Consider the following 24,066-nt stretch of genomic DNA (forward strand, 5'->3'; position numbering starts at 1 on the left):
CCTCAGGCGTAGGGGCTGTCGGCGCCCGCGGCGGCGGGGCGGGGGGCGCGGGCCGGGCAGCAGCCCACTGGGCAGAGGTTGTGGCTCGCGCCGAGCGCGCCCAGGGCGCAGGGGGTGACCTGCCGGCCGCTCTCGACGGCCGCGCGCTCCAGGACCAGCTCGCGGATCGCGGCGGCGAAGCGCGGATCGGCGCCCACGGTGGCCGACCGGCGTACGGGCAGGCCCAGTTCGGCGGCCTTGGCCGTGGCCTCCGTGTCGAGGTCGTAGAGGACCTCCATGTGGTCGGAGACGAAGCCGATGGGGGCCATGACGACCGCGGGGACGCCGGCCGCGTGCCGCTCCTCCAGGTGGTCGCAGATGTCGGGCTCGAGCCACGGGATGTGCGGGGCACCGGAGCGGGACTGGTAGACGAGCTGCCAGGGGTGGTCGACGCCGGTGCGCTCGCGGACGGCGTCGGCGACCAGCCGGGCCACGTCCAGGTGCTCCTTGACGTACGCCCCGCCGTCACCGTGTTCCTCGGCCGGGCCGGAGCTGTCGGCGGCGGCGAGCGGGATGGAGTGGGTCGAGAAGGCGAGGTGCGCGCCGTCCCGGACGTCCTCGGGGAGGTCGGCGAGGGACGCGACGACGCCGTCGATCATCGGCTCCAGGAAGCCGGGGTGGTTGAAGTAGTGGCGCAGCTTGTCGACCTTCGGGAGGTCGAGGCCCTCGGCCTGGAGGGCGGCCAGGGAGTCCGCGAGGTTCTCGCGGTACTGGCGGCAGCCCGAGTACGACGCGTAGGCGCTGGTGGCGAGGACCAGGATGCGGCGGCGGCCGTCGGCGACCATCTCGCGCAGGGTGTCCGTCAGGTACGGCGCCCAGTTGCGGTTGCCCCAGTAGACCGGCAGGTCCAGGCCGTGGTCCGCGAAGTCCTTGCGGAGGGCGTCGAGGAAGGCGCGGTTCTGGTCGTTGATCGGGCTGACCCCGCCGAACAGGAAGTAGTGCTGGCCCACTTCCTTGAGGCGTTCCTTGGGGATGCCTCGCCCTCGCGTCACGTTCTCCAGGAACGGAACCACGTCGTCCGGGCCTTCTGGGCCGCCGAACGAGAGCAGGAGGAGGGCGTCGTAGGGGGTGGCATCGAGCACGTCTGGCATGCCTCCGATCCTGCCACCCGCCACTGACAGCCGGTGAACGGCGGGGTCCGGACGGAGCATCGGGGCTGAGATCCGCCCGTAGATCCGGACCCGTGACGGACGGGTGCAACGGGGCCCACCTGCTCGTAAGCTGTATCAGCCGCATTAGCACCTTACGCAGCCGCCACCGCAGCACCACCGAGCCGCCCTGCTCCTTTTCCGACCGGAGACGCCGTGCCCAGCCCCTATCGCGCCCTGTTCGCCGCACCCGGCTCCAAGGGCTTCTCCGCCGCGGGGTTCCTCGGCCGTATGCCGCTGTCGATGATGGGCATCGGCGTGGTCACGATGATCTCCCAGATCAACGGGCGCTACGGGCTCGCGGGCGCCCTGTCGGCCACCATCGCGCTGGCCGCCGCCGCGATCGGACCGCGGATCTCGCGCTGGGTCGACCAGTACGGGCAGCGGCGGGTGCTGCGCCCGGCGACCCTGGTGGCGCTGCTCGCGGCGGCCGGGCTGCTGCTGGCCGCCCGCTTCGAGTGGCCGGACTGGGTGCTGTTCGTGTGCGCCGCCGGCATCGGGTCGGTGCCGAGCCTGGGCGCGATGGTCCGCGCGCGCTGGGCGGCGATCTACCGGGGCACCCCGCAACTGCACACCGCGTACTCCCTGGAGTCCGTGGTGGACGAGATGTGCTTCATCTTCGGGCCGATCATCTCCATCGGGCTGTCCACGGCGTGGTTCCCGGAGGCCGGTCCCCTGCTGGCCGCCTGCTTCCTGGCGGTCGGCGTCTTCTGGCTGACCTCCCAGCGCGCCACCGAGCCCGCGCCGCATCCCCGCGCGCGTGGCGACAAGGCCGGCGGCTCGGCGCTGCGCACGGCCGGTCTCCAGGTGCTGGTGGCCACCTTCGTGGCGACCGGGGCGATCTTCGGGGCGGTCGACGTGGTCACCGTGGCGTTCGCCGACGAGCGGGGCCACAAGGGCGGCGCCAGCATCGTCCTCGCGCTGTACGCGGCGGGCTCCTGCGTGGCGGGTGTCGTGTTCGGGCTGATGCGCTTCCGGGGAGCCCCGGAACGTCGATGGCTGCTGGGCATATGCACGATGGCCGTGAGTATGATCCCCCTCCTACTGGTCGGAAACTTGCCGCTTCTGGCCGTGGCGCTGTTCCTTGCGGGTCTGTCCATCGCACCCACGATGATCACGACGATGTCCCTCATCGAAGAGCACGTACCTCGCGCGAAGCTCACCGAAGGCATGACCTGGGTGAGCACCGGCCTTGCGGTCGGGGTCGCGCTCGGCTCCTCCGTCGCCGGCTGGGTGATCGACGCAGCCGGCGCGCGTGCCGGGTACGGGGTTCCGGTCGTCGCCGGTGCCGTCGCGGTCGCGGTCGGTTTCCTGGGGTACCGCCGGCTCAGCAGACCGGCGCCGGGTCGGGGAGGCACCGTTGAGCACCACAGCGAGCGCGAAGAACGGCACGTGGCGTAACTGGGGCGGTACGGTCGCGTCGCGGCCCGCGCGGGAGGTCACGCCCGCCTCCGTGGAGGAGCTGGCCGCGGCCGTGCGACGGGCCGGTGAGGACGGTCTGACGGTGAAGGCCGTCGGTACCGGGCACTCCTTCACCTCGATCGCCGCCACGGACGGTGTGTTGATCCGCCCTCAACTCTTGACGGGCATCCGCGCCATTGATCGCGATGCCTTGACGGTCACGGTCGAGGCGGGCACCCCGCTCAAGAGACTCAACATGGCTCTCGCGCGCGAGGGGCTGTCGCTCACGAACATGGGCGACATCATGGAGCAGACGGTCTCGGGGGCGACCAGCACCGGCACCCACGGCACCGGCCGCGAGTCGGCCTCGATAGCCGCCCAGATCAGGGGACTTGAGCTGGTCACCGCGGACGGCTCGGTGCTCACCTGCTCCGAGAAGGAGAACCCCGAGGTCTTCGCGGCGGCCCGTATAGGCCTCGGCGCCCTCGGGGTCATCACGGCGATCACGTTCGCCGTGGAGCCCGTCTTCCTGCTGACGGCCCGCGAGGAGCCGATGACCTTCGACGAGGTCACCGGACGCTTCGACGAACTCTGGGCCGAGAACGAGCACTTCGAGTTCTACTGGTTCCCGCACACCGGCAGCACCAACACCAAGCGCAACAACCGCAGCGCGGGCCCCGAGAAGCCGGTGAGCCCGGTCTCCGGCTGGTTCGAGGACGAGTTCCTCTCCAACGGGGTCTTCCAGGTGGCCCAGTGGGTCGGCCGCGCTGCCCCCGGCACGGTCCCGTCGATCGCCCAGATCTCCAGCAGGGCCCTGTCGGCACGGACGTACACCGACATCCCCTACAAGGTCTTCACGTCCCCGCGCCGGGTGCGCTTCGTGGAGATGGAGTACGCCGTCCCGCGCGAGGCCCTCGTGGAGACCCTGCGCGAGCTGAAGACCATGGTCGACCGCTCGGACCTGAGGATCAGCTTCCCCGTGGAGGTCCGCACCGCCCCGGCGGACGACATCGCCCTGTCCACCGCCTCCGGCCGGGACAGCGCCTACATCGCCGTGCACATGTTCAAAGGCACGCCCTATCAGGCGTACTTCACCGCCGCCGAGCGCATCCTCACCGCGCACGAGGGCCGTCCGCACTGGGGCAAGGTGCACACCCGGGACGCGGAGTACTTCGCCGGGGTCTACCCGCGCTTCGGCGAGTTCACGGCGTTGCGGGATCGACTGGACCCAGATCGCCGCTTCCAGAACGACTACTTGCGGAGGGTGCTGGGTCAGTAGCCGACGCACTCGGCGTGGGGGTCGGCGTACCGCCGCCGTCGGAAGCACCGGGTGTCGGCGTCGGACTGGGCGTCGCACCACCGCTCTTGGACGGTGTGCCGGTGTCGGTCGAGCCGGACGACGGCTCCGGGGCGGGCGACGAACCGTCCGAGGAACCGGACGGGGAGGCGGCCGGACTCGGGGTGTGGTCGCCGGACTTCGGGGACGAGGACGTGTCGTGGCCGGTGACGGCGGCGCTGACCGTGGTGCCCTTGCCGCCGCTGAAGCTGTCGCCGGACACCAGTTCGTAGACGGTGATCCCGGTCATCGTGACCCCGAAGACGAGGGCCGCCGCGAGCACCGGGCGCTTCCAACTGCCCACCCGCGCGCGGTAGACCGTGCCCTCGGTGAACTCGCCGGGGCGCGCGAGGCCTTGTTCCGGCTCCCTGGAGGTGACGGCCTCCTTGGGGGTGACGGCCTCCTTGGAGGTGACCTTCGCCTCCCGGAGCTGGGCGCCGGTTCTGCTGAAGAAGTGCTGGAAGACGGTGCCTCCGGAGGTGGCTATCGCGCTCACGACGCCGGCGCCGAGGATCGTGCCGTAGACCCCGAAGTAGGAGGCGAGCTTGGCGGCCACCACCGCCGCCACCGCGCTTCCGGCGACTTGAGGGACGCTCAGTTCGATCCGCTTCTTGCTGACATCGGGCACTTCACGCATTCCGGGGCCTTGCCTGCCTTTCCCGTACCTGATCAACTATCTGTACGACAAAGGGACGTACGGCCGAAACCAATAGTTCCGTTTCGGGCTATTGCGTGAAGTACGCCACTTTCAAGATCGCCCGAACCCCGCCCCAGCGCGCCAAGTCCCGCCCCCCACAAGAAGTTGGGCGGCGTGCCAATCCACGCACGTGGTCCAAATGGAGTACTGTTGCGAGCCCTGGGTCAGGCCTCCCGCCAGGGCGTCCACAGGCTTTTGGACCGCCCAGAAGGGGCCCGTTGCACAGGGTGACGTAGTTGGTCACTTAGCGTTGCGAATAGGTAACCGTGCCATAACGGCGAGTCCGGGCCCGTGCCCGACACGCCGGGCAACTCGGCAAGGTTGTGGCAGGCTGCACCCGGGCAGGCCACACTCGACTAGCGGAAGCAGCGACGCACGTGACGTCGGCAGGCACCACCCGGGAGGTCCCCATGCCCGAACTGCGTGTCGTGGCCGTCTCTAACGACGGCACACGGCTGGTGCTGAAGGCTGCGGACAGCACGGAGTACACGCTTCCGATTGACGAGCGTCTGCGCGCCGCCGTACGCGGCGACCGTCCCCGCCTCGGCCAGATCGAGATCGAGGTGGAGAGCCATCTCCGCCCCCGAGACATCCAGGCACGTATACGCGCCGGCGCCTCCGCCGAGGAGGTCGCCCAGCTCGCCGGCATCCCCGTCGACCGGGTGCGCCGCTTCGAGGGCCCTGTCCTCGCGGAGCGCGCCTTCATGGCCGAGCGGGCCCGGAAGACTCCCGTCCGCCGCCCCGGCGAGAACGCGGGTCCCCAGCTCGGCGAGGCCGTCCAGGAGCGCCTGACGCTGCGCGGTGCCGAGAAGGACACCGTCCAGTGGGACTCCTGGCGCCGCGACGACGGCACCTGGGAGGTCCTGCTGGTCTACCGGGTCGCGGGCGAACCGCACTCGGCGAGCTGGACGTACGACCCGCCCCGGCGGCTCGTCCAGGCCGTCGACGACGAGGCGCGCTCGCTGATCGGCGAGTCGGACGACCTCGCCTCGACGCCCGAGCCCAGCTTCCCGTTCGTGCCGCGGATCGCCCGGCTGCCCCGGGACCGGCCGCTGGACCGTGCCCTGGAGCGCCCGGAGCGTCCCGCGCTGCCGTCGCCGGAGCAGGTCGAGGAGAGCGAGCGCGACTCCCTGACCAGCCTCTTGGAGGCGGTGCCCAGCTTCCGCGGCGACATGGTGGTCCCCGAGCGCCCCTCGGAGACCCCCGAAGAGCCCGCCGTGGAGCCGGAGGAGGAAGAGCCACCGGCCCCCGCGGCCTCGGCCGGCTCGGCCTACGCGGACGTTCTGATGCCGCGCTCCGTGGGAGCCCATCGCGACCGTCTCATCGGCTCCACCGACCGCCAGGCGGAGGCGGACGGCGTCCGTCCTGGCCGCAGAGCGGCGGTTCCGAGCTGGGACGAGATCGTCTTCGGGACACGCAGGAAGAAGCAGGAGTAGCAGGAAGCAACAGGCGTGGTACGGCAGTTGTGCGTACGACGACGGGGGCCCGCGCCGGTTCGGTGGCGGGCCCCCGTCGTCGTACGGGGATGCGGATACCCCGGGTGTACGGGTCCTACTGGGGGTCCGGGCCCACGGCGACCGGGCGTTCCGGGTCCGCGGACCACTCCGACCAGGAGCCCACATAGAGCGCGGCCGGGATCCCGGCGACCGCCAGGGCCAGCACCTCGTGGGCGCCCGAGACGCCTGAGCCGCAGTACACGCCGACGCCCGTGCCCTCCGTGGCGCCCAAGGACGTGAAGCGGGCGGCCAGTTGGTCCGCCGGGAGGAAGCGGCCGTCCGGGCCGACGTTCTCGTTGGTCGGGGCGGACAGGGCACCCGGGATGTGGCCGCCGACGCGGTCGATCGGTTCCACCTCGCCCCGGTAACGCTCTCCCGCGCGGGCGTCGAACAGGACGCCGCTGCGGGCGAGGGCGGCGGCTCCGTCGGCGTCCAGGAGGTCCACGGCACCAGGTTCCGGCGTGAAATCGCCCTCCTTGGGGGCCGGTGCGTCCGTCTCCAGAGACCCCTCCCAGGAGGGAAGGCCGCCGTCGAGGACCCGCACGTCCGGGTGACCCGTCCAGCGCAGCAGCCACCACGCGCGTGCCGCCGCCCAGCCCTGGCCGCCGTCGTACACGACGACCGGGCGGCCGGCCGACACGCCCGCGCGGCGCATCGCGGCACCGAAGCGCGCGGTGTCGGGCAGCGGGTGCCGGCCCCCGGCGCCGGGGGCCGAGGCGAGTTCCTGATCGAGGTCTACGTAGACGGCGCTTGGGATGTGCCCGCTCGCGTAGGCGGCGTGGCCGTCGAAGGGCGGTTCACCTGCGGCCTTGGCGACGCTGAGCTGCCAGCGGACGTCGAGCAGGACGGGCGGGTTCGGTCCGGCCAGATCGGTCGCCAGTTCGGATGCGGAGATGATGGCGTTCATGACCACCATCCTCGCGCAAGGGGTGGCCGCCGCGTCCAGGTCCGACTACTCTGCTCGGCCGGACAGTCTCGATCACGAGGCGTACGGGAACGAGCACATGCTGTACAACCGATGGACACCCCCCGGCAATCGCCCGGAAACGGACGAGTAGCCGCAGATCGGTCATCCTCTCCACGTGAGCCGTCCGTCGACGGCGCGGCCGGGGCGCGGTGCGCCACGGGGGGTGCGAGCATCGGCACGGGGCGTGCACGCGGGTGCGGCACGCGGATCCGCAGAGCGGAAGCGACACGGCCACCGCAAGGGGCCTAGGAGAAGGTGACGATGACCGAGGCACGGGGGTCGGCCGGCCTGAACGGCGACACGCACACTCGGCGTACGCAGGGCACACCCTGCTGGGTGAGTCTGATGGTGCACGGGATGGCCACGACTCAGGAGTTCTACGGAGAGCTGTTCGGCTGGGAGTTCGAGCCCGGCCCGCAGCAGCTCGGCCCCTACGCGCGGGCCCTGCTCGACGGGCAGGAGGTGGCCGGCATCGGCCAGCTGCCGCCGGACCGGCATCTGCCCATCGCGTGGACGCCGTATCTCGCCTCGGACGACGTCGACCAGACGGCCGAGACGGTACGGATGTGCGGCGGCACGGTCGGGGTGGGTCCCCTGGACGCGGCCGAGGCCGGCCGGCTGGCGATCGGCTCGGACCCGTCGGGGGCGGTGTTCGGCATCTGGCAGGCCGCCGACCACCTCGGCACGACCATCACCGGCGTGCACGGCACACCGGCCTGGAACGAGCTGCTGACGTCCGAGACCGCGAACGTCGCCAAGTTCTACGAGGCGGTGTTCGGCTACGAGCAACGGCCGGTGGCCGCCGACGACTTCGACTACGTCACCCTCCACCTGGACGGCCACCCGGTCGCCGGCATCCACGGCGTCGGCAGCGACCTGCCCCGCGACCGGGGCCCGCACTGGATGACGTACTTCGAAGTCGCCGACGCCGACGAGGCGCTCCGCCGCGTCACGGAGCTCGGCGGGCACACCCTCGCCGCGTCCCACGACAGCCCGCACGGGCGCGTGGCGACGGTCGCGGACCCCGAGGGTGCGATGTTCTCGGTGATCGAGGGGCCGCGCTAGGCCGACGTCATCGGCAGCACGTCCGGGGACAGGGCCGCCGCACGGGCCGTGGCCGCCGTCATGCGGCGGCGGTGGTGGCGGCGGCACAGAACCTCGTAGCCGACCGCTTCCGCCTGGTTGACGTCGCCCACGACGACCTGGGCGCCCTCGACGACCATCTCGCCGCCTATCGTGCGGGCGTTGTGGGTGGCGCGGGCGCCGCACCAGCACAGGGCCTCCACCTGGAGGACCTCCACGCGGTCGGAGAGTTCGACCAGGCGCTGGGAGCCGGGGAAGAGCTTGGAGCGGAAGTCGGTCGTAATACCGAAGGCGTAGACGTCGAGGCCCAGGTCGTCGACCACGCGCGCGAGCTGGTCGATCTGCACCGGCGCCAGGAACTGTGCCTCGTCGGCGATGACGTAGTCCGCGCGGCCGCCCTGGGAGAGGTGCTCGACGACGTACGCGTACAGGTCCTGCTCGTCCTCGACCTCCACGGCGTCGGTGACCAGGCCGAGGCGTGAGGAAAGCTTTCCCTCGCCCGCCCGGTCGTCCCGGGTGAAGATCATCCCCGCCAGTCCGCGTGCCGAGCGGTTGTGCTCGATCTGGAGCGCCAGGGTCGACTTCCCGCAGTCCATCGTTCCGGAGAAGAACACCAGCTCGGGCATGGGAAGGTGAGCACCTTTCGGCAAGACGGAGGACGGAGGGACTTCAGGAGCGTACTTCGAGCAGGGGGACGAACTGCTCGGCAGGGGTCATCGAGCCGTGGTTGCCGACCATCGCCGACTCCTTCGGCTCCCGCTCGGACGCGATGATCAGGACGTCGTCCCGGGCCGCCGCGATCACGTCGCCGAGGCGGTCGTGGACACGGTCGTCGACGTGCGGGCCGAACCAGCCCGCCGCGATCGCCTCGTCCCGGGAGGCGACCCAGAACTGCTCGCCGAGGACCTCGCGCCAGCAGGTCAGTACGTCGTTCTCGGCGCCGCGCACCGCGTAGACGTGACGGGCGCGGCCCTCGCCGCCGAGGAGGGCGACGCCGGCGCGCAGCTCCCAGTCCGCGTCGAAGTCGATGCGGTGCTCCTCGTCGAAGGGCACGTCGATCATGCCGTGGTCGGCGGTGACGTACAGGGCGCTGCGCGGCGGGAGTTGGTCGGCGAGGCGCTGCACCAGCCGGTCGACGTACATGAGTTGGCCGCGCCAGGTGTCGGAGGCGATGCCGTAACGGTGGCCCGCGCCGTCGAGTTCGGCGTAGTACGTGTACACCAACGAGCGGTCCCCTGCGGCCAGTTGCTCGGCCGCGAGGTCCATGCGCTCCTCGCCGGTGAGCCGCCCGTGGAACGTCCCGCCGCTGAGCGCGACCTTCGTCAGCGGGGTGTTCTGGAAGGTGGGGGACGACACCTGGGCGGCGTGCACACCCGCGTCCTGGGCCAGCTGGAAGATCGTGGGGTACGGCTGCCAGGCGTGCGGCTTGGTCCACGGCTGCCAGCGGAGCTGGTTCATCAGCTCGCCGGTGGCCGGGTTGCGCACGGTGTAGCCGGGCAGGCCGTGGGCGCCGGGCGGCAGGCCGGTGCCGACCGAGGCGAGGGAGGTCGCGGTGGTCGCCGGGTACCCGGCGGTGAGGGGGCGTCCGGTGCCGCCGCGCGAGATGCCGAGCAGGGCGTGCAGGTAGGGCGCCTCGTCGGCGTGGTCCTTGATCTGCTCCCAGCCGAGGCCGTCGATCAGGAAAACGCAGTTGCGGTCGGCCGGGGTCAGCTCCGGGATGGCCGCGGTGGTGCCGGGTACGCCCATGCCCGCGGCCAGCGTGGGCAGCAGGTCGGCGAGGGAGCCGGAGCCGTATTCGGGGACGGGCGCGGACTCGACGGCCAGGGGTTCCGGGTGGTCCCAGGTGGCGGGCTGGGCCATCAGCGGGGAACGTCCGCGGTCGCCTCGGAGAGGGACTGCGCGAAGGCGAGGGTCTGCTGCACCGTCTCCGGGCCGTCGCCGGCCTCGCTGACACGCAGGCTCAGGTCGTCCGCCGTCGAGTTGCCCGTGTAGCCGTGGTCCGCCTCGCAGTTGGGATCGCCGCAGGCCGCCGGCTCCAGGTCGATCCGGGCTACGGCGCCCCAGCCGATGGTCAGCACGACCTCCCGGGGCAGCGTGCCCGGGGTGTACGACTCCGGGTTGGCGACCACGCGGCTGAGCACCACCGACGAGATCCGGCCGAGCTTCACGGACTCCGTGGACGTCGTCGCGTACGGCGTCGGGGAGGTGGTGTCGGCGGCCTGCTCGTCGGTGTGGCTGACGATGAAGCGGTTGCCCGTGAGGACGAGCACCGTCACATGCCGGCGCACCTCGTTCTGGTCGAACGTGGTCTCCTGGTGGACCAGGAACGACCGGATCGGCTCGCCGCCCACGGCGGCCTCCACCGCCTCGGCCACGAGGGCCGGGTAGTAGCCGCTGCGCTCGATCGCCGCACGCAGCCCCTGGGTCGTCGTACTGGTCTTGGCCATGACGTCCATCCTACGGTGGCGCACTGACTGCGAGGCACCGGTCAGGGCCGTCTCATCTCTCCTGTCCCACGCCTGTGCCCCGCGCGCGGGAGGCGTCCGAGGGTGCCCACCGCGCCTCTCAGTACACGGGAAGCGTGCGCGGGCCGAGGTCGTCGCGGGCCGGGGGCGGGGCCAGACGGACGGAGGCGCCCAGGACGCTCAGGCCGTGCGCGGCGACGACGACCGGCTCCAGGGTCACGGCGACCACCTCGGGGTGGTCGTCGACCAGCCGCGACACCCGGAGCATCAGCTCCTCCAGGGCAGGCGTGTCGACCGGTGTGGAGCCGCGCCAGCCGAACAGGAGCGGCGCCGTCCGGATCGACCGGACCAGCGAGGCGGCCTCCCGGTCCGTGACCGGAACCAGCCGGTGCGCGGTGTCCCCGAGCAGCTGCGAGGCGGCCCCGGCGAGCCCGAACGACAGCACGGCCCCGGCCGCCGGGTCGATGACGGCCCGTACGACGGTGTCGACGCCGCGCGGCGCCATCCGCTGCACCACCGGCCGCAGTTCCTCGGGTGTCCCGAACAGCTCGCCCAACTCGGCGTACGCCCGCCGCAGTTGGTCCTCGTCCGCGAGATCAAGGCGTACGCCGCCCAGGTCGGCGCGGTGGCGCAGGTGCGGGGCGGTGGCCTTGAGGGCGACCGGGTAGCCGAGGGTGCGGGCGGCTTCGGCGGCGGCATCCGGGGTGGGGGCGGGGAGCGCGCGGTGGACGTCGACGCCGTACTTCCCGAGCAGGTCGCAGGTGTCGTCGACGCCGAGGGTGAGGCCCTGCCCGCGCGCGAGGAGCCTGCCGATCAGCCCGGCGGCGCCCTTCTCGTCGATGTCCTCGAACTCGGGGACCCGGCCGGGGTCGACGGCCTCGCGCCGCCACTGGGCGTACTTCACGGCTTCGGAGAGGGCGCGGACGGCACGCTCGGCGGCGGGGAAGGCGGGGATGAGACCACCGCCTTCGGGGGCGGGCATCTCGGTGACGGCCGGCTCCGATTCCGCGGTGTCCGGTCGCGGTGCTCCCTCCGCGGGGCGGTACCGGTCGGCGCCGCTCTCCGTGCCGGGTGCCTTGGAGGCGACCTGGGGTGCCGTGCTCATCGCGGCGGACAACGCCTCGGCCAGGCCGCCGAGTTCCACGTGGACCACCAGCACCGGCTTCCCGGGAACGGCCGCCGCCGCTGAGCGCAGTGCCTCCGCCAGCGCGGCGTCCTCGGCCGACCCCTCCCCCACCGCGGGTATCGCGGTCACCACGACCGCGTCGCACGCCTCGTCGGCCAGCGCCTCGGACAGCGCCCGGTGGAAGTCTCCCGCCGTCGCCGCCGTGGTCAGGTCCAGCGGGGCGAGCGGCCGCAGCCCCTCGGAGAGGCACGCGTCGTAGGTCAGCAGTCCGAGGGACTCGGAGTTCCCGACGATCGCCACGCGTGGGCCATTGGGCAGCGGTTGCCGTGCCAGGAGCAGCCCGGTGTCGACCAGTTCGGTGATCGTCTCGACGCGGATCACCCCGGCCTGGCGGAGCAGCGCGGACACCGTGGCGTGCGGCAGGCGGGTCGCCCGTACGGCGTGTCCCTGGGGGGCGGATCCGGCGCCCTGGACGACGACCAGGGGTTTCGCCGCCGCGGTGCGCCGGGCGAGTCGGGTGAACTTGCGGGGGTTGCCGATGGACTCCAGGTACATGAGGGCGACGTCGGTGTCGGGGTCGTCGAACCAGTACTGGAGGACGTCGTTTCCGGAGACGTCCGCGCGGTTGCCCGACGACACGAACGTGGAGACGCCGGTGACTCCGGTGACCCCGCCGCCGCGCCGGTGCAGCCGGGAGAGCAGGGCGATGCCGATGGCACCGGACTGGGCGAACAGGCCGATGCGTCCGGGGCGCGGCATCTCGGGGGCGAGGGAGGCGTTCAGCCGTACGTCGGCCGCGGTGTTGATGACCCCGAAGGCGTTCGGTCCGATGATGCGCATGCCGTACGTGCGCGCGTGGCGCACGAGTTCGCGCTGGCGCTCGCGTCCCTCGGGGCCGCTCTCGGCGTAACCGGCGGTGACCACGACCAGCCCCTGCACCCCGTGTTCACCGCACTCGGTGACGACTTCGAGGACGTGCTCGACCGGTACGGCGACGACCGCGAGGTCCACGGGGCCCTCGATCTCGCGCACCGAGCGGTGGGCCGGTACCCCGTCGAGGTCCTTCCGGTCCTCGGGGAACGCCTTGTTCACCGCGTACAGGCCACCGGTGAAACCGGCGTCCCTGATGTTGTCGAGAACGCTGCGGCCCACCCCTCCGGGGGAACGGCCGACGCCGACGACCGCCACGGAGCCGGGCACCAACAGCCGTCGTACGGACCGTGCTTCGGCGCGCTGTTCCCGCGCGCGCTGCACGGCGAGGGACCGGTCGGTGGGCTCGAGATCGAACTCCAGGCGGACGACCCCGTCCTCGAAGCTGCGCTTCTGGGTGTAGCCGGCGTCCGTGAACACCTTGATCATCTTGTTGTTGGCGGGCAGCACCTCGGCGGCGAAGCGGCGGATGCCGCGCTCGCGGGCGACGGCCGCGATGTGCTCCAGGAGGGCGGACGCGACGCCCCTTCCCTGGTGGGCGTCCTGCACCAGGAAGGCGACCTCGGCCTCGTCGGCCGGGGCGGAGGCCGCTCGCCCGTCGGCACTAATGCGGTCATAGCGTACGGTGGCGATGAACTCGCCGCCGACGGTGGCCGCGAGTCCCACCCGGTCCACGAAGTCGTGGTGCGTGAAGCGGTGGACGTCCTTGGCGGACAGGCGAGGATACGGCGCGAAGAAGCGGTAGTACTTCGACTCGTCGGAGACCTGCTCGTAGAAGCTGACCAGGCGATCGGCGTCGTCGACGGTGATGGGCCTGATGCGCGCGGTACCCCCGTCGCGCAGCACCACGTCGGCTTCCCAGTGGGCGGGGTACTCGTGCCGGTCCGACGAGGTCTGCATGGGCCCCAGCGTACGGCTCGCGTCCGACAACGGCGCGAGGCAGTCTGTGGGGAACAACAGAGCACGGGGAGTGGGGCCGAGGCCGCGGTCCGACACCCCGTTCCGGACGGTCCGGCGGACCGGTCCGGGCTCGCTTCACGTGTGGGAAACTGGTCTAGACAACCCTGAGACTCTGAAGGGCAGCATCACATGGCTGAGCGCCGCGTCAACGTCGGCTGGGCGGAGGGCCTTCACGCCCGCCCCGCCTCCATCTTCGTCCGGGCCACCACGGCCTCGGGTATCCCCGTGACGATCGCCAAGGCCGACGGCAACCCCGTCAACGCGGCCTCCATGCTCGCGGTCCTGGGCCTGGGCGCCCAGGGCGGCGAGGAGATCGTCCTCGCGTCCGACGCCGAGGGCGCGGACGCGGCCCTCGACCGCCTCGCGAAGCTGGTCGCGGAAGGCCTCGAGGAACTCCCCGAGACCGTCTGAGAACCACCCAATTGAGGGTTGCGGTGCTTTTGGCCCAAAACCCGGTGCACCACAACCTCGAAGGGCTCGTCCGAATTACCGGGCGAGCCCTTCGCAATTCCATTTGTGGGCAGCATAAATAATCCCCCGCGAATTAGCCCCTCTTTGTATACGGTGCCCGTGTTAATGCCGCAGACCCGACATGTTTACGGGAGGTTGCGAAGTCCTCACACGGTCCGTGCCGTTCGCGCCGTTCGCCCCGCCCGGAAAGCGCAACCGGTGCGCGGTGCCCGCGCGCTCGGTGTGCAGGGCGGTGATCGCCCGGGCGCGCTCGCTGTCACCGCGGGCCACGGCGTCCACGATGGCGCCGTGCTCGGCCCAGGACTCCACGGGGTTGGCCGGGGCGTCCACCGCGTACATCCAGGCGATCTTGTGCCGCAGCTGGGTCAGCATCGAGGTCAGCGCGGGGCTCCCGGAGGCCTGGGACAGCGTCTCGTGGAACCAGCTGCCCAGGGAGCGCAGATCCTCGCTGTTGCCCCGTCTGGCGCGCTCCTGGCCCAGCCTGACGAGGCCGCGCAGCACCTTGAGGTGGGCCTCGGTGCGCCGCTGGGCGGCCCGTGAGGCACCGAGCGGCTCCAGCAGCATCCGCATCTCCAGCAGGTCGGCGGCCTCCTGCTCGGTCGGTTCCGCGACGCACGCGCCCGCGTGCCGCCGGGTCACCACGAACCCCTCGGCCTCCAGCGTGCGCAGGGCCTCCCGGACCGGGACGCGCGAGACCCCGTACCGGCGCGCGAGGAGTTCCTCCGTGAGCCGGCTGCCGCGCTCGTAGACACCGGCGACGATGTCGTCCCGGATCGCCGTGCATACCGAGTGCGCCGGAATACGCATGTCCGACCTCCGCCTTAATCCCCGTGAAACGTCGACGATTGACGTGTGTTCCGTGACTCTATTGCAATGAGCGGGAATTTCCGATGGGGGGCCGGAATCCATGCATATTTTTTGGACAGGAGGGCTCCGGAAACGCCGAAAGCCCCGGCTGGGCGGGCCAGGGCTTCGGGAAGTGCGGTACCGCGTCGTCAGACGTTCACGCCGTGCTTGCGGAGGTAGGCGACGGGGTCGACGTCCGAGCCGTACTCGGCGGTGGTGCGGGCCTCGAAGTGGAGGTGCGGTCCGGTGACGTTGCCGGTCGCCCCGGAGAGGCCGATCTGCTGGCCCGGGGTGACGCTCTGGCCGACGGAGACACCGATGGACGACAGGTGGCCGTACATGGTGTACATGCCGTCGGCCATCTTGATCACCACTTGATTGCCGTACGAGCCGCCCCAGCCGGTGTCGACGACGGTGCCGGAGCCGACCGCGTGGACGCTGGTGCCGGTCGAGGCGTGGAAGTCGATGCCGGTGTGGGCGCCGGAGGACCAGAGGGAACCGCCGGTCTTGTAGCCGGTGGAGACGTACGAGCCGGTGACCGGTGAGACGAAGGTGTTGAGCCTCTCGCGCTCGGCGGCGCGGGCGGCGCGTACCTTGGCCTCGCGCTCGGCCTTGGCCAGTGCGGCGGCCTTGGCGCGGGCGACCTCCTTGGCCAGCGCCTCGTCTGCGGCCTGCTGCTGGGCGACGGCCTGGGCGTCGATCTGCTCGGCGACGGCGTCGCCCATGGCGATGACGGGGGTGAGACCGGTCTGTTCGGGGGCGGGCTCCGCGGCGAACGCCGGGGCGCTCGCGAGGGTGCCGACGACGCCGGTGGTGGTGAGGGCCGCGACACTCGCGACACGAACGGTGGTGCGGTGGGTCCGGCTCGGGCGACGGTGCTTCCCGGTGGCGCGGGTGAACGCCATGGAGTGGCTGGTCCTTTCCTTCCTTCTCGCCTACCGGGTTAGCTGACGGGTTCGGAGCAGGAAGGTCTCCTACGGACTCCCTCGACGGGCGTCCGATTCACCCCAGGGACATGGGTCCCCGGCTCCCCTGGCTCGCGCCGTACGGGGACTCGGCGATGACTGTCCGGTGCCGCGAGTGCGGCGCGGTGCCTGACGGACAGCCGGACCGACGCTAAGGGGGGCCACTTTCAATCCCCAAACGGATCACGGTTTTTGTTGCGCACGCCACAGGGCAGACAGGCAACCTCTCCCCCAATTCGGACAATAGGGGGCCCTGGTGACTCTTCCGTCACCAGGGCCCCCACGCGCGCGTGCCGCCCGTCGGCCCGCTACGGGTCGTCTACTCGGCCGGTACGACGGTCACTTCGCCGATGCCGAGCGCCTCCACGGGCGCCTTGATCTGCTCCGCGTCGCCGACCAGGACCGTCACCAGACGGTCCACCGGGAAGGCGTTCACGACCGCCGCGGTGGCCTCCACCGTGCCGGTCGCGGCGAGCTGTTGGTACAGCGTCGCCTGGTAGTCGTCGGGCAGGTGCTGCTCGACCTGGTCGGCCAGCGTGCTCGCGACGGCCGCGGCGGTCTCGTACTTGAGCGGCGCCACCCCGACGAGGTTCTGCACGGCGACGTCGCGCTCGGCGTCGGTGAGGCCGCCCTCGGCGAGCTTGCGCAGGACCGTCCACAGGTCGTCCAGCGCGGGACCGGTGTTCGGGGTGTCCACGGAGCCGCTGATGGCGAGCATCGCGGCGCCCGTGCCGTCGGGTGCCGAACGCAGCACCTGGCCGAACGCCCGCACACCGTAGGTGTAGCCCTTCTCCTCGCGCAGGACGCGGTCCAGGCGGGAGGTGAGGGTGCCGCCGAGGCAGTACGTGCCGAGCACCTGGGCCGGCCACACGCGGTCGTGCCGGTCGGCTCCGACACGGCCGATGAGCAGCTGCGTCTGGACGGCGCCGGGACGGTGCACGATCACGACGCGCCCGGTGTCGTCGGCGGTGACCGCCGGCACGGGGCGCGGCTGCGCGGCGGAGCCCGTCCACGAACCCAGGGTGTCCGCGAGCAACGCGTCCAGGTCGATGCCGGTGAGGTCGCCGACGACCACGGCGGTGGCCGTCGCGGGGCGGACGTGCCGCTCGTAGAAGGCGCGTACGGACGCCGAGTCGATCTTCTCGACGGTCTCCTCGGTGCCCTGGCGCGGACGCGACATGCGCGAGGTCGCCGGGAACAGCTCCTTGGAGAGCTCCTTGGCGGCGCGGCGCGAGGGGTTGGCCGTCTCGTGCGGGATCTCGTCGAGGCGGTTGCGGACCAGCCGCTCGATCTCGCTGTCCGCGAAGGCGGGCGCCCGCAGCGCGTCGGAGAGCAGGCCGAGCCCCCTGGCCAGGCGCGAGGCCGGGACCTCCAGGCTGAGGCGCAGCCCGGGGTGGTCGGCATGCGCGTCCAGCGTGGCGCCGGAGCGCTCCAGCTCGGCGGCGAACTCCTCGGCGGAGTGCTTGTCGGTGCCCTCGGAGAAGGCCCGCGCGGTGATCGTGGCGACACCGTCCAGGCCGGCCGGCTCGGCGTCCAGGGGCGCGTCGAGGAGCACCTCGACGGCGACGACCTGCTGGCCGGGGCGGTGGCAGCGCAGGACCGTCAGGCCGTTGGCCAGCGTGCCGCGTTCGGGGGCCGGGAAGGCCCACGGCTTGGCCTCGCCGGCCTGGGGCTGGGGGTGGAATTCCATCGTGGCGAGCTCGGTCACTTGGCCGCCTCCTCGTTCTCGTCGCCGGCCTCTGCTTCGTCGTCCTCTTCCGCGACGGGCTCGTAGACGAGCACCGCGCGGTTGTCGGGGCGCAGGCGGGCCTTGGCGACCTCCTGGACCTCCTCCGCCGTCACGTCGAGGACGCGCTGTACGGCGGTCAGGGCGAGCTGCGGGTCGCCGAACAGGACGGCGTACCGGCACAGTTCGTCGGCGCGGCCCGCGACCGTGCCCAGCCGGTCGAGCCACTCGCGCTCCAACTGGGCCTGGGCGCGCTCCATTTCCTCGGCCGTGGGGCCCTCCTCGGCGAACCGGGCGAGCTCCTCGTCGATGGCCGCCTCGATGACGGGCACCTCGACGTCACCGGACGTCTTCACGTCCAGCCACCCCAGGGAGGGCGCTCCGGCCAGCCGCAGCAGTCCGAAGCCGGCCGCTACGGCCGTACGGTCGCGTCGTACAAGGCGGTTGTAGAGGAGGGAGGACTCGCCGCCGCCCAGGATGGTGAGGGCGAGGTCGGCCGCGTCGGACGCGCGCGTGCCGTCCTCCGGGAGGCGGTACGCGCACATCAGGGCGCGGGCCGGGACCTCCTCGACGACGACCTCGCGCAGCTCGCCGCCCATCGTGTCGGGCAGCGCGCCGTCACGGGGTGCGGGCTTGCCGTCGTGCGAGGCGATGGACCCGAAGTACTTCTCGATCCAGGCGAGCGTCTGCTCGGGGTCGATGTCGCCGACCACGGACAGGACCGCGTTGTTGGGCGCGTAGTAGGTGCGGAAGAACGCGCGCGCGTCCTCCAGGGTGGCCGCGTCCAGGTCCGCCATCGAGCCGATGGGCGTGTGGTGGTAGGGGTGGCCCTCCGGGTAGGCGAGGGCGGTCAGCTTCTCGAACGCGGTGCCGTAGGGCACGTTGTCGTAGCGCTGGCGGCGTTCGTTCTTGACGACGTCCCGCTGGTTCTCCATGGACTCCTCGTCCAGGGCGGCCAGCAGGGAGCCCATGCGGTCGGCCTCCAGCCAGAGGGCGAGCTCCAACTGGTGGGTGGGCATGGTCTCGAAGTAGTTCGTGCGCTCGAAACTGGTGGTGCCGTTGAGCGAGCCGCCCGCGCCCTGCACCAGTTCGAAGTGTCCGTTGCCCTTCACCTGTCCGGAGCCCTGGAACATCAGGTGCTCGAAGAGGTGAGCCAGGCCGGTACGTCCCTTGACCTCGTGGCGGGAACCGACGTCGTACCAGAGGCACACCGCCGCGACCGGGGTCAGGTGGTCCTCGGAGAGCACCACGCGCAGACCGTTGGCCAAGCGGTGTTCGGTCGCTGTCAGGCCGCCGGAGCCTGCCTCGGCGGTGGCCGTGTGACCCATGGGCATGTACGTCCCTTCGATCGCGGATTCTCTGGCTGGAAACGCAGAAATCCTGCTCGTCCCGCCACTGTATGCAAGCGTGCGGACCGTCGGCGAAGTTCCCGGCGGACGTACGCCGAGAGCGAGATCGCGTAGCCTGCGGGCAGTCGCACACGTGGACTCACGCGGCAGCCGCCGGCGACGGACCCGAGCGGGCAACGCCGGGTCCTGGTCCGCGTTGTCAGTGCCGCGGTCCACAATGGTTCACGTCAAGACCCCGTTCACGCTTCAGCAAGAGTGAGCCGAAGGGGAGCGACCCCCAGGCGAGCGACCAGAAAAGAGGAGCCGGCAGCGATGGCCCGCCGCAGCACGAAGACCCCGCCGCCCGACGACTCGTTCGAGGAGCGGATCCTCGACATCGACGTCGTCGACGAGATGCAGGGCTCCTACCTTGAGTACGCGTACTCGGTCATCTACTCGCGCGCCCTGCCGGACGCCCGGGACGGCCTGAAGCCGGTCCACCGACGCATCGTCTACCAGATGGACGAGATGGGCCTGCGCCCCGACCGCGGCTACGTGAAGTGCGCGCGTGTCGTCGGCGAGGTCATGGGCAAGCTGCACCCGCACGGGGACGCGTCCATCTACGACGCCCTCGTGCGCATGGCCCAGCCCTTCTCCATGCGCGTCCCCCTGGCCGACGGCCACGGCAACTTCGGCTCGCTGGGCAACGACGACCCGCCCGCCGCCATGCGGTACACCGAGTGCCGGCCGTCCGAGGCCGCCAACCTGATGACCGAGTCGATCGACGAGGACACGGTCGACTTCACCCCGAACTACGACGGCCAGGAGCAGGAGCCGGTGGCCCTGCCCGCCGCCTTCCCGAACCTCCTGGTGAACGGCTCGTCGGGCATCGCCGTCGGCATGGCCACCAACATGCCGCCGCACAACCTGGGCGAAGTCATCGCCGCCGCCCGGCACCTGATCCGCTATCCGAACGCGGACCTGGACAGCCTGATGCGCCACGTCCCCGGCCCCGACCTGCCCACGGGCGGCCGGATCGTCGGCCTCACCGGCATCCGGGACGCGTACGAGACGGGCCGCGGCACCTTCAAGATCCGCGCCACGGTCACCGTGGACAACGTGACGGCCCGCCGCAAGGGCCTGATCGTCACCGAACTGCCCTTCTCCGTGGGCCCCGAGAAGGTCATCGCCAAGATCAAGGACCTGGTCGGCGCGAAGAAGCTGCAGGGCATCGCCGACGTCAAGGACCTCACCGACCGCGCGCACGGCCTGCGCCTGGTCATCGAGATCAAGAACGGCTTCGTCCCGGAAGCGGTCCTGGAGCAGCTCTACAAACTGACGCCGATGGAGGAGTCCTTCGGCATCAACAACGTCGCTCTGGTCGACGGCCAGCCCCTCACGCTGGGCCTCAAGGAACTCCTGGAGGTCTACCTCGACCACCGCTTCGACGTCGTACGGCGCCGCAGCGAGTTCCGCCGCACCAAGCGGCGCGACCGCCTCCACCTCGTGGAGGGTCTGCTCACCGCGCTCATCGACATCGATGAGGTCATCCGGATCATCCGCTCCAGCGACAACTCCGCGCAGGCCAAGCAGAGTCTGATGGAGCGCTTCTCGCTGTCGGACATCCAGACCCAGTACATCCTGGACACCCCGCTCCGCCGCCTCACCCGGTTCGACCGGATCGAGCTGGAGTCGGAGATGGAGCGACTCCAGGCGGAGATCGCCGAGTTGACCCGCATCCTGGAGTCGGACACCGAGCTGCGCAAGCTGGTCTCGGCCGAACTCGCCGCGGTGGCGAAGAAGTTCGGCACCGACCGGCGCACGGTCCTGCTGGAGTCGGCGGGCTCCCCCGCCGCCACCGTGCCGCTCCAGGTGGCCGACGACCCGTGCCGGGTGCTGCTCTCCTCGACGGGCCTGCTGGCCCGCACGGCGAACGGCGAGCCCTTCCCGGAGGACGCCGACGCCCGGCGCGTCAAGCACGACGTGATCGTCTCGGCGGTCCCGGCGACCGCGCGCGGCGAGCTGGGCGCGGTCACCTCGGCCGGACGCCTCCTCCGGATCAACGTCGTCGACCTGCCCCAACTCCCGGAGACGGCCGCCGCGCCGAACCTCTCCGGGGGCGCCCCGATCTCGGAGTTCGTCTCCCTGGACGAGGGCGAGACGGTCATCTGCCTGACGACCCTCGACGAGTCCTCTCCCGGCCTCGCCATCGGCACGGAACAGGGCGTCGTGAAGCGCGTGGTCCCCGACTACCCCACGAACAAGGAGGAGTTGGAGGTCATCACGCTCAAGGACGGCGACCGGATCGTCGGCGCCGTCGAGCTGCGCACCGGCGAGGAGGACCTGGTCTTCATCGCGGACGACGCCCAACTCCTGCGCTACCAGGCCTCCCAGGTGCGCCCCCAGGGCCGCGCGGCCGGCGGCATGGCGGGCATCAAGCTCACCGAGGGCGCGAAGGTCATCTCCTTCACCGCCGTCGACCCGGCGGTGGACGCGGTCGTCTTCACGGTCGCCGGCTCGCGCGGCACGCTCGACGATTCCGTCCAGACGACGGCCAAGCTGACCCCGTTCGACCAGTACCCCCGCAAGGGCCGCGCGACCGGCGGCGTCCGCTGCCAGCGCTTCCTGAAGGGCGAGGACTGCCTCTCCCTGGCCTGGGCGGGCGCGGTACCGGCCAAGGCGGCCCAGCGGGACGGCACCCCGGCGGAGCTCCCGGAGATCGACCCGCGCCGCGACGGCTCGGGCGTGTCACTGCCGAAGACGGTGTCGGTGGTGGCGGGGCCGGTGTAGCACCGGTCAGTAGTCGAGGCCGAGGTCCGACTCGGGTGCGAGTTCGGGCTCGGCTTCGGGTTCGAACTCGGCCTCCCGCTCCGGTTCTTGTACGTAACGGAGGACGCCCCACATGCCGCGCTCGTCGGCGAGTGGGGCGTCGCCATCCGCGCACGCCTCCAGCTCCTTGCCGAGAGCGGCCATGTCGAGACCGGTACCGATGAGCACGAGCTGCGTGAGCCGCGCGTCCCCGTCGGCCCAGGGCTCGGGATAGAACCGCAGGAACCGTCCTACGGCGTGCACGGCGTACCGGTTGCGCGGATCGTGCGCGCCGAAGTCGACGTACCCCTTGATGCGGTACAGCCCCTCGGGCCTGCTGTCGAGGAACGCCATCAGCCTGCGCGGGTCGAGAGGCACGTCGGAGACATGGGAGAGGCTGTCGTACGCGTCGTGCAGGTGCCCGGCGTGATCGTCACCACCATGCTCCTGCTCGTGGTCTGATTCATGGAGGTCGTCGAAGGTCAGCTGCCCGACGCGCTCCTCGTTCGGACGGCAGTCGAAGAGGAACTCCGGGTCGATCCGGCCGTAGGTCGCGGGTACGACGGCGGCGCGGTCGGTGAGCGAGCGGACGAGGCCGAGGACGCGCGGGCCGTCGGCCGCCCGGTCGAGCTTGTTGACGACGACGAGGTCGGCGAGGGCGAGATGCCGGTCGATCTCGGGATGCTTCACGCGCGTGTCGTCGAACTCGGCCGCGTCGACGACCTCGACGAGCCCGCCGTAGACGATCCCCGGCTGCTCGCTGGCGAGCAGCATCCGCACCAGCTCCTCCGGCTCGGCGAGCCCGCTGGCCTCGATGACGATGACGTCGATCCCGGCGGCCGGCCGGGCGAGTCGCTCCAGATAGACGTCGAGTTCACTGGCGTCGACGGCACAGCACAGGCACCCGTTGCCGAGCGACACGGTCGAGTCACCCAGGGCGCCGGCCACGGCCAGCGCGTCGATCTCGATCGCCCCGAAGTCGTTGACGATGGCCCCGATACGGCTGCCTCCGCTGCGGTGCAGGAGGTGGTTGAGGAGGGTGGTCTTTCCTGAGCCCAGGAAGCCGGCCAGGACGATGACGGGGGTTTGGGGTGGGGGTGCCGATGCGGGGGGTGGTGGTGGGGTGGGGGCCGTGCGGGGTGTTGGCGCCGGGGGCGGGGTCGGGTCCAGGTGGGGTGTCGAGGGCGGACTCGAGTCTGGGTGTGTGCTCTGGCTCGACCCCGGGCCACCGCTCGGGCCGAGGCTCTGGCTCGGGCTCTGCTCGCTCAACGTGCGACCTCTTTCACGCCGACGCGTGCACCGGCTCGTGGCGCGGCACACGTACGGAGGTTGAATGCCGCCCCAGGATACGAGTCGGGAGAATCGCCGCGAAGTGAACGATTGTTAGCAGCACCCGCGGGGCAGACGTTGGGGAAGGCGCCGGTTCGTGCGACCCTCGCTTCCCTCCGTGCGCCTCCTCTCCGCCTCCCTGCCGATCAGAGCCGCTCGGCACTCTGGGAGACGGCAAGCGCCGCCCATCGCTCGCCGGTCCCCGTCTTCACCAACCCGCACCCGACGGCCGGCGGATGGCCGCCTGATTCGGGGGTTGTTGACATGGCCACACGGAAGTATTCGGCGTGGAGGGTCGGTTCCGCAGCGCTCAGCCTGCTGCTCGCCACCGCCACGATGACACTCGCGGCACGTCAGCGACGTCTGGAAGCGGCGCGCCTGGCCGAACAACGGCTGGAGGAACGGCGTCTGGGACTGGAGGAGTTGGCGATACGGCGAAAGGCGTTGGCGCATCAGCAGCGCATGCAGTGGGAACTGCTGGCCCGCGCGATCGACGACCCGTCCCTCGCTGAGGTGATCGACACCTACGACAAGACCATCCCGGCGGAGAGGCGCCGACAGTTCCTCTACGCAAACGCGTGGTATGTCCATCTTTACCACCTCTACCAGGCAGGGCTACTGGAACGAGAGGTGCTGTACAGGCATCTGCGGGAGTTCTTCCAGAGCCCGGTCTTCCGCGAGTACTGGGAGGCATCGAGGCAGATGCGCGCCTCGCTGAACGAGTCCTCCGTGGAAGCGCAGTTGGGGCGCATGGTCGACGGCCTGGTGAAGGACCTCGACGACGCGGACACGGACGAGTGGTGGGTTGTCGGCAACCCACCGACCGACTAGCGAAGCCACCGGACCGGACCGGTCAAGCGAGATGCGTCACGGACACGACTGAGTGGAATTTCGGCCATCCTGCCGCACCAGCCCCCTGGACCTCAGTAGCATGCCCTCCGCTAC

At 71.2% G+C, this 24,066-nt stretch carries 20 protein-coding genes and 1 riboswitch; of the genes, 8 read left to right on the top strand and 12 right to left on the bottom strand.

Translation table 11 applies throughout. The annotated features are described in order from the left end of the window. Window positions 1-2 precede the first annotated feature (2 nt). Entirely contained in the window at window positions 3-1,130 is a 1,128-nt protein-coding gene (locus tag OHT77_RS11825; protein WP_328828235.1) for a ferrochelatase, read from the bottom strand. Window positions 1,131-1,343: 213 nt separating this feature from the next. Here OHT77_RS11825 and OHT77_RS11830 point away from each other — a divergent pair, with 213 nt between their 5' ends. Continuing rightward, on the top strand, window positions 1,344-2,588 hold the full coding sequence (locus OHT77_RS11830; protein WP_328828236.1) for an MFS transporter: 1,245 nt from the start codon (window positions 1,344-1,346) through the stop codon (window positions 2,586-2,588). After that, the gene (locus OHT77_RS11835; protein ID WP_328828237.1) at window positions 2,548-3,867 is read left to right on the top strand and encodes a D-arabinono-1,4-lactone oxidase; all 1,320 of its coding nucleotides are present in this window, start codon (window positions 2,548-2,550) and stop codon (window positions 3,865-3,867) included. Before OHT77_RS11830 ends, OHT77_RS11835 begins: the two co-directional genes overlap by 41 nt. Here the strand turns inward: OHT77_RS11835 and OHT77_RS11840 are convergent. After that, window positions 3,791-4,561, bottom strand: a complete 771-nt coding sequence (locus OHT77_RS11840) for a hypothetical protein (RefSeq protein ID WP_328828238.1) — start codon at window positions 4,559-4,561, stop codon at window positions 3,791-3,793. The genes OHT77_RS11835 and OHT77_RS11840 overlap by 77 nt on opposite strands. A 470-nt stretch (window positions 4,562-5,031) precedes the next feature. Between OHT77_RS11840 and sepH the strand changes: the two genes are divergently transcribed. After that, window positions 5,032-6,057: a septation protein SepH gene (gene sepH, locus OHT77_RS11845; protein ID WP_328828239.1), complete on the top strand. Its 1,026-nt coding sequence runs from the start codon at window positions 5,032-5,034 to the stop codon at window positions 6,055-6,057. 115 nt (window positions 6,058-6,172) lie between these two features. Here the strand turns inward: sepH and OHT77_RS11850 are convergent, their stop codons facing one another. Further along, window positions 6,173-7,024 carry a sulfurtransferase gene (locus tag OHT77_RS11850; protein ID WP_328828241.1) on the bottom strand — a complete coding sequence of 284 codons (852 nt, stop codon included), beginning with the start codon at window positions 7,022-7,024 and terminating at the stop codon, window positions 6,173-6,175. Between OHT77_RS11850 and OHT77_RS11855 the strand changes: the two genes are divergently transcribed. Both OHT77_RS11855 and OHT77_RS11860 read left to right on the top strand, forming a co-directional pair. Further along, a complete protein-coding gene (locus tag OHT77_RS11855) occupies window positions 7,023-7,175 on the top strand; it encodes a hypothetical protein (RefSeq protein WP_328828242.1) in 153 nt (50 codons plus the stop codon). The genes OHT77_RS11850 and OHT77_RS11855 overlap by 2 nt on opposite strands. Before the next feature lie 170 nt (window positions 7,176-7,345). Next, complete coding sequence (locus OHT77_RS11860; RefSeq protein WP_328828244.1) at window positions 7,346-8,149, top strand: VOC family protein; 804 nt, start codon at window positions 7,346-7,348, stop codon at window positions 8,147-8,149. On the opposite strand, the gene OHT77_RS11865 is transcribed toward OHT77_RS11860, so the two are convergent. From OHT77_RS11865 to OHT77_RS11880, 4 genes are all read right to left on the bottom strand, one after another. Next, on the bottom strand, window positions 8,146-8,793 hold the full coding sequence (locus tag OHT77_RS11865) for a thymidine kinase (protein WP_266773294.1): 648 nt from the start codon (window positions 8,791-8,793) through the stop codon (window positions 8,146-8,148). The two genes, OHT77_RS11860 and OHT77_RS11865, sit on opposite strands and share 4 nt — an antisense overlap. A gap of 43 nt (window positions 8,794-8,836) precedes the next feature. Next, window positions 8,837-10,027 carry an alkaline phosphatase family protein gene (locus OHT77_RS11870; protein WP_328828245.1) on the bottom strand — a complete coding sequence of 397 codons (1,191 nt, stop codon included), beginning with the start codon at window positions 10,025-10,027 and terminating at the stop codon, window positions 8,837-8,839. Beyond that, the gene (locus OHT77_RS11875) at window positions 10,027-10,623 is read right to left on the bottom strand and encodes a DUF5998 family protein (protein ID WP_328834218.1); all 597 of its coding nucleotides are present in this window, start codon (window positions 10,621-10,623) and stop codon (window positions 10,027-10,029) included. The genes OHT77_RS11870 and OHT77_RS11875 overlap by 1 nt, the downstream gene beginning before the upstream one ends. A gap of 109 nt (window positions 10,624-10,732) precedes the next feature. Further along, window positions 10,733-13,588 carry a bifunctional acetate--CoA ligase family protein/GNAT family N-acetyltransferase gene (locus OHT77_RS11880; protein WP_328828247.1) on the bottom strand — a complete coding sequence of 952 codons (2,856 nt, stop codon included), beginning with the start codon at window positions 13,586-13,588 and terminating at the stop codon, window positions 10,733-10,735. A gap of 189 nt (window positions 13,589-13,777) precedes the next feature. On the opposite strand from OHT77_RS11880, the gene OHT77_RS11885 reads away from it, so the two are divergent. Then, window positions 13,778-14,059 (top strand): HPr family phosphocarrier protein, encoded by a 282-nt coding sequence (locus OHT77_RS11885; protein ID WP_013000229.1) that lies wholly within the window; start codon window positions 13,778-13,780, stop codon window positions 14,057-14,059. Between the two features lie 162 nt (window positions 14,060-14,221). On the opposite strand, the gene OHT77_RS11890 is transcribed toward OHT77_RS11885, so the two are convergent. The 4 genes from OHT77_RS11890 to OHT77_RS11905 form a co-directional block, all read right to left on the bottom strand. After that, window positions 14,222-14,926: a GntR family transcriptional regulator gene (locus tag OHT77_RS11890; RefSeq protein ID WP_266773286.1), complete on the bottom strand. Its 705-nt coding sequence runs from the start codon at window positions 14,924-14,926 to the stop codon at window positions 14,222-14,224. Between the two features lie 188 nt (window positions 14,927-15,114). Beyond that, window positions 15,115-15,870 carry a M23 family metallopeptidase gene (locus OHT77_RS11895; RefSeq protein WP_328828249.1) on the bottom strand — a complete coding sequence of 252 codons (756 nt, stop codon included), beginning with the start codon at window positions 15,868-15,870 and terminating at the stop codon, window positions 15,115-15,117. Between the two features lie 13 nt (window positions 15,871-15,883). Further along, window positions 15,884-16,035: riboswitch (cyclic di-AMP (ydaO/yuaA leader) on the bottom strand. 214 nt (window positions 16,036-16,249) lie between these two features. Beyond that, a complete protein-coding gene (locus OHT77_RS11900) occupies window positions 16,250-17,638 on the bottom strand; it encodes a M16 family metallopeptidase (RefSeq protein WP_328828251.1) in 1,389 nt (462 codons plus the stop codon). Further along, a complete protein-coding gene (locus OHT77_RS11905; RefSeq protein ID WP_266776801.1) occupies window positions 17,635-18,984 on the bottom strand; it encodes a M16 family metallopeptidase in 1,350 nt (449 codons plus the stop codon). The genes OHT77_RS11900 and OHT77_RS11905 overlap by 4 nt, the downstream gene beginning before the upstream one ends. A 333-nt stretch (window positions 18,985-19,317) precedes the next feature. On the opposite strand from OHT77_RS11905, the gene OHT77_RS11910 reads away from it, so the two are divergent. Continuing rightward, window positions 19,318-21,774, top strand: coding sequence for a DNA gyrase/topoisomerase IV subunit A (locus tag OHT77_RS11910; protein WP_328828253.1), 2,457 nt, complete (start codon window positions 19,318-19,320; stop codon window positions 21,772-21,774). Between the two features lie 6 nt (window positions 21,775-21,780). Here OHT77_RS11910 and OHT77_RS11915 read toward each other — a convergent pair whose 3' ends face one another. After that, a complete protein-coding gene (locus tag OHT77_RS11915) occupies window positions 21,781-22,869 on the bottom strand; it encodes a CobW family GTP-binding protein (protein ID WP_328834219.1) in 1,089 nt (362 codons plus the stop codon). A gap of 516 nt (window positions 22,870-23,385) precedes the next feature. Between OHT77_RS11915 and OHT77_RS11920 the strand changes: the two genes are divergently transcribed. Beyond that, window positions 23,386-23,952 (top strand): DUF6082 family protein, encoded by a 567-nt coding sequence (locus tag OHT77_RS11920; protein WP_328828254.1) that lies wholly within the window; start codon window positions 23,386-23,388, stop codon window positions 23,950-23,952. Window positions 23,953-24,066 lie beyond the last annotated feature (114 nt).

The organism is Streptomyces sp. NBC_00252, from assembly GCF_036187565.1.
GTDB lineage: Bacteria > Actinomycetota > Actinomycetes > Streptomycetales > Streptomycetaceae > Streptomyces.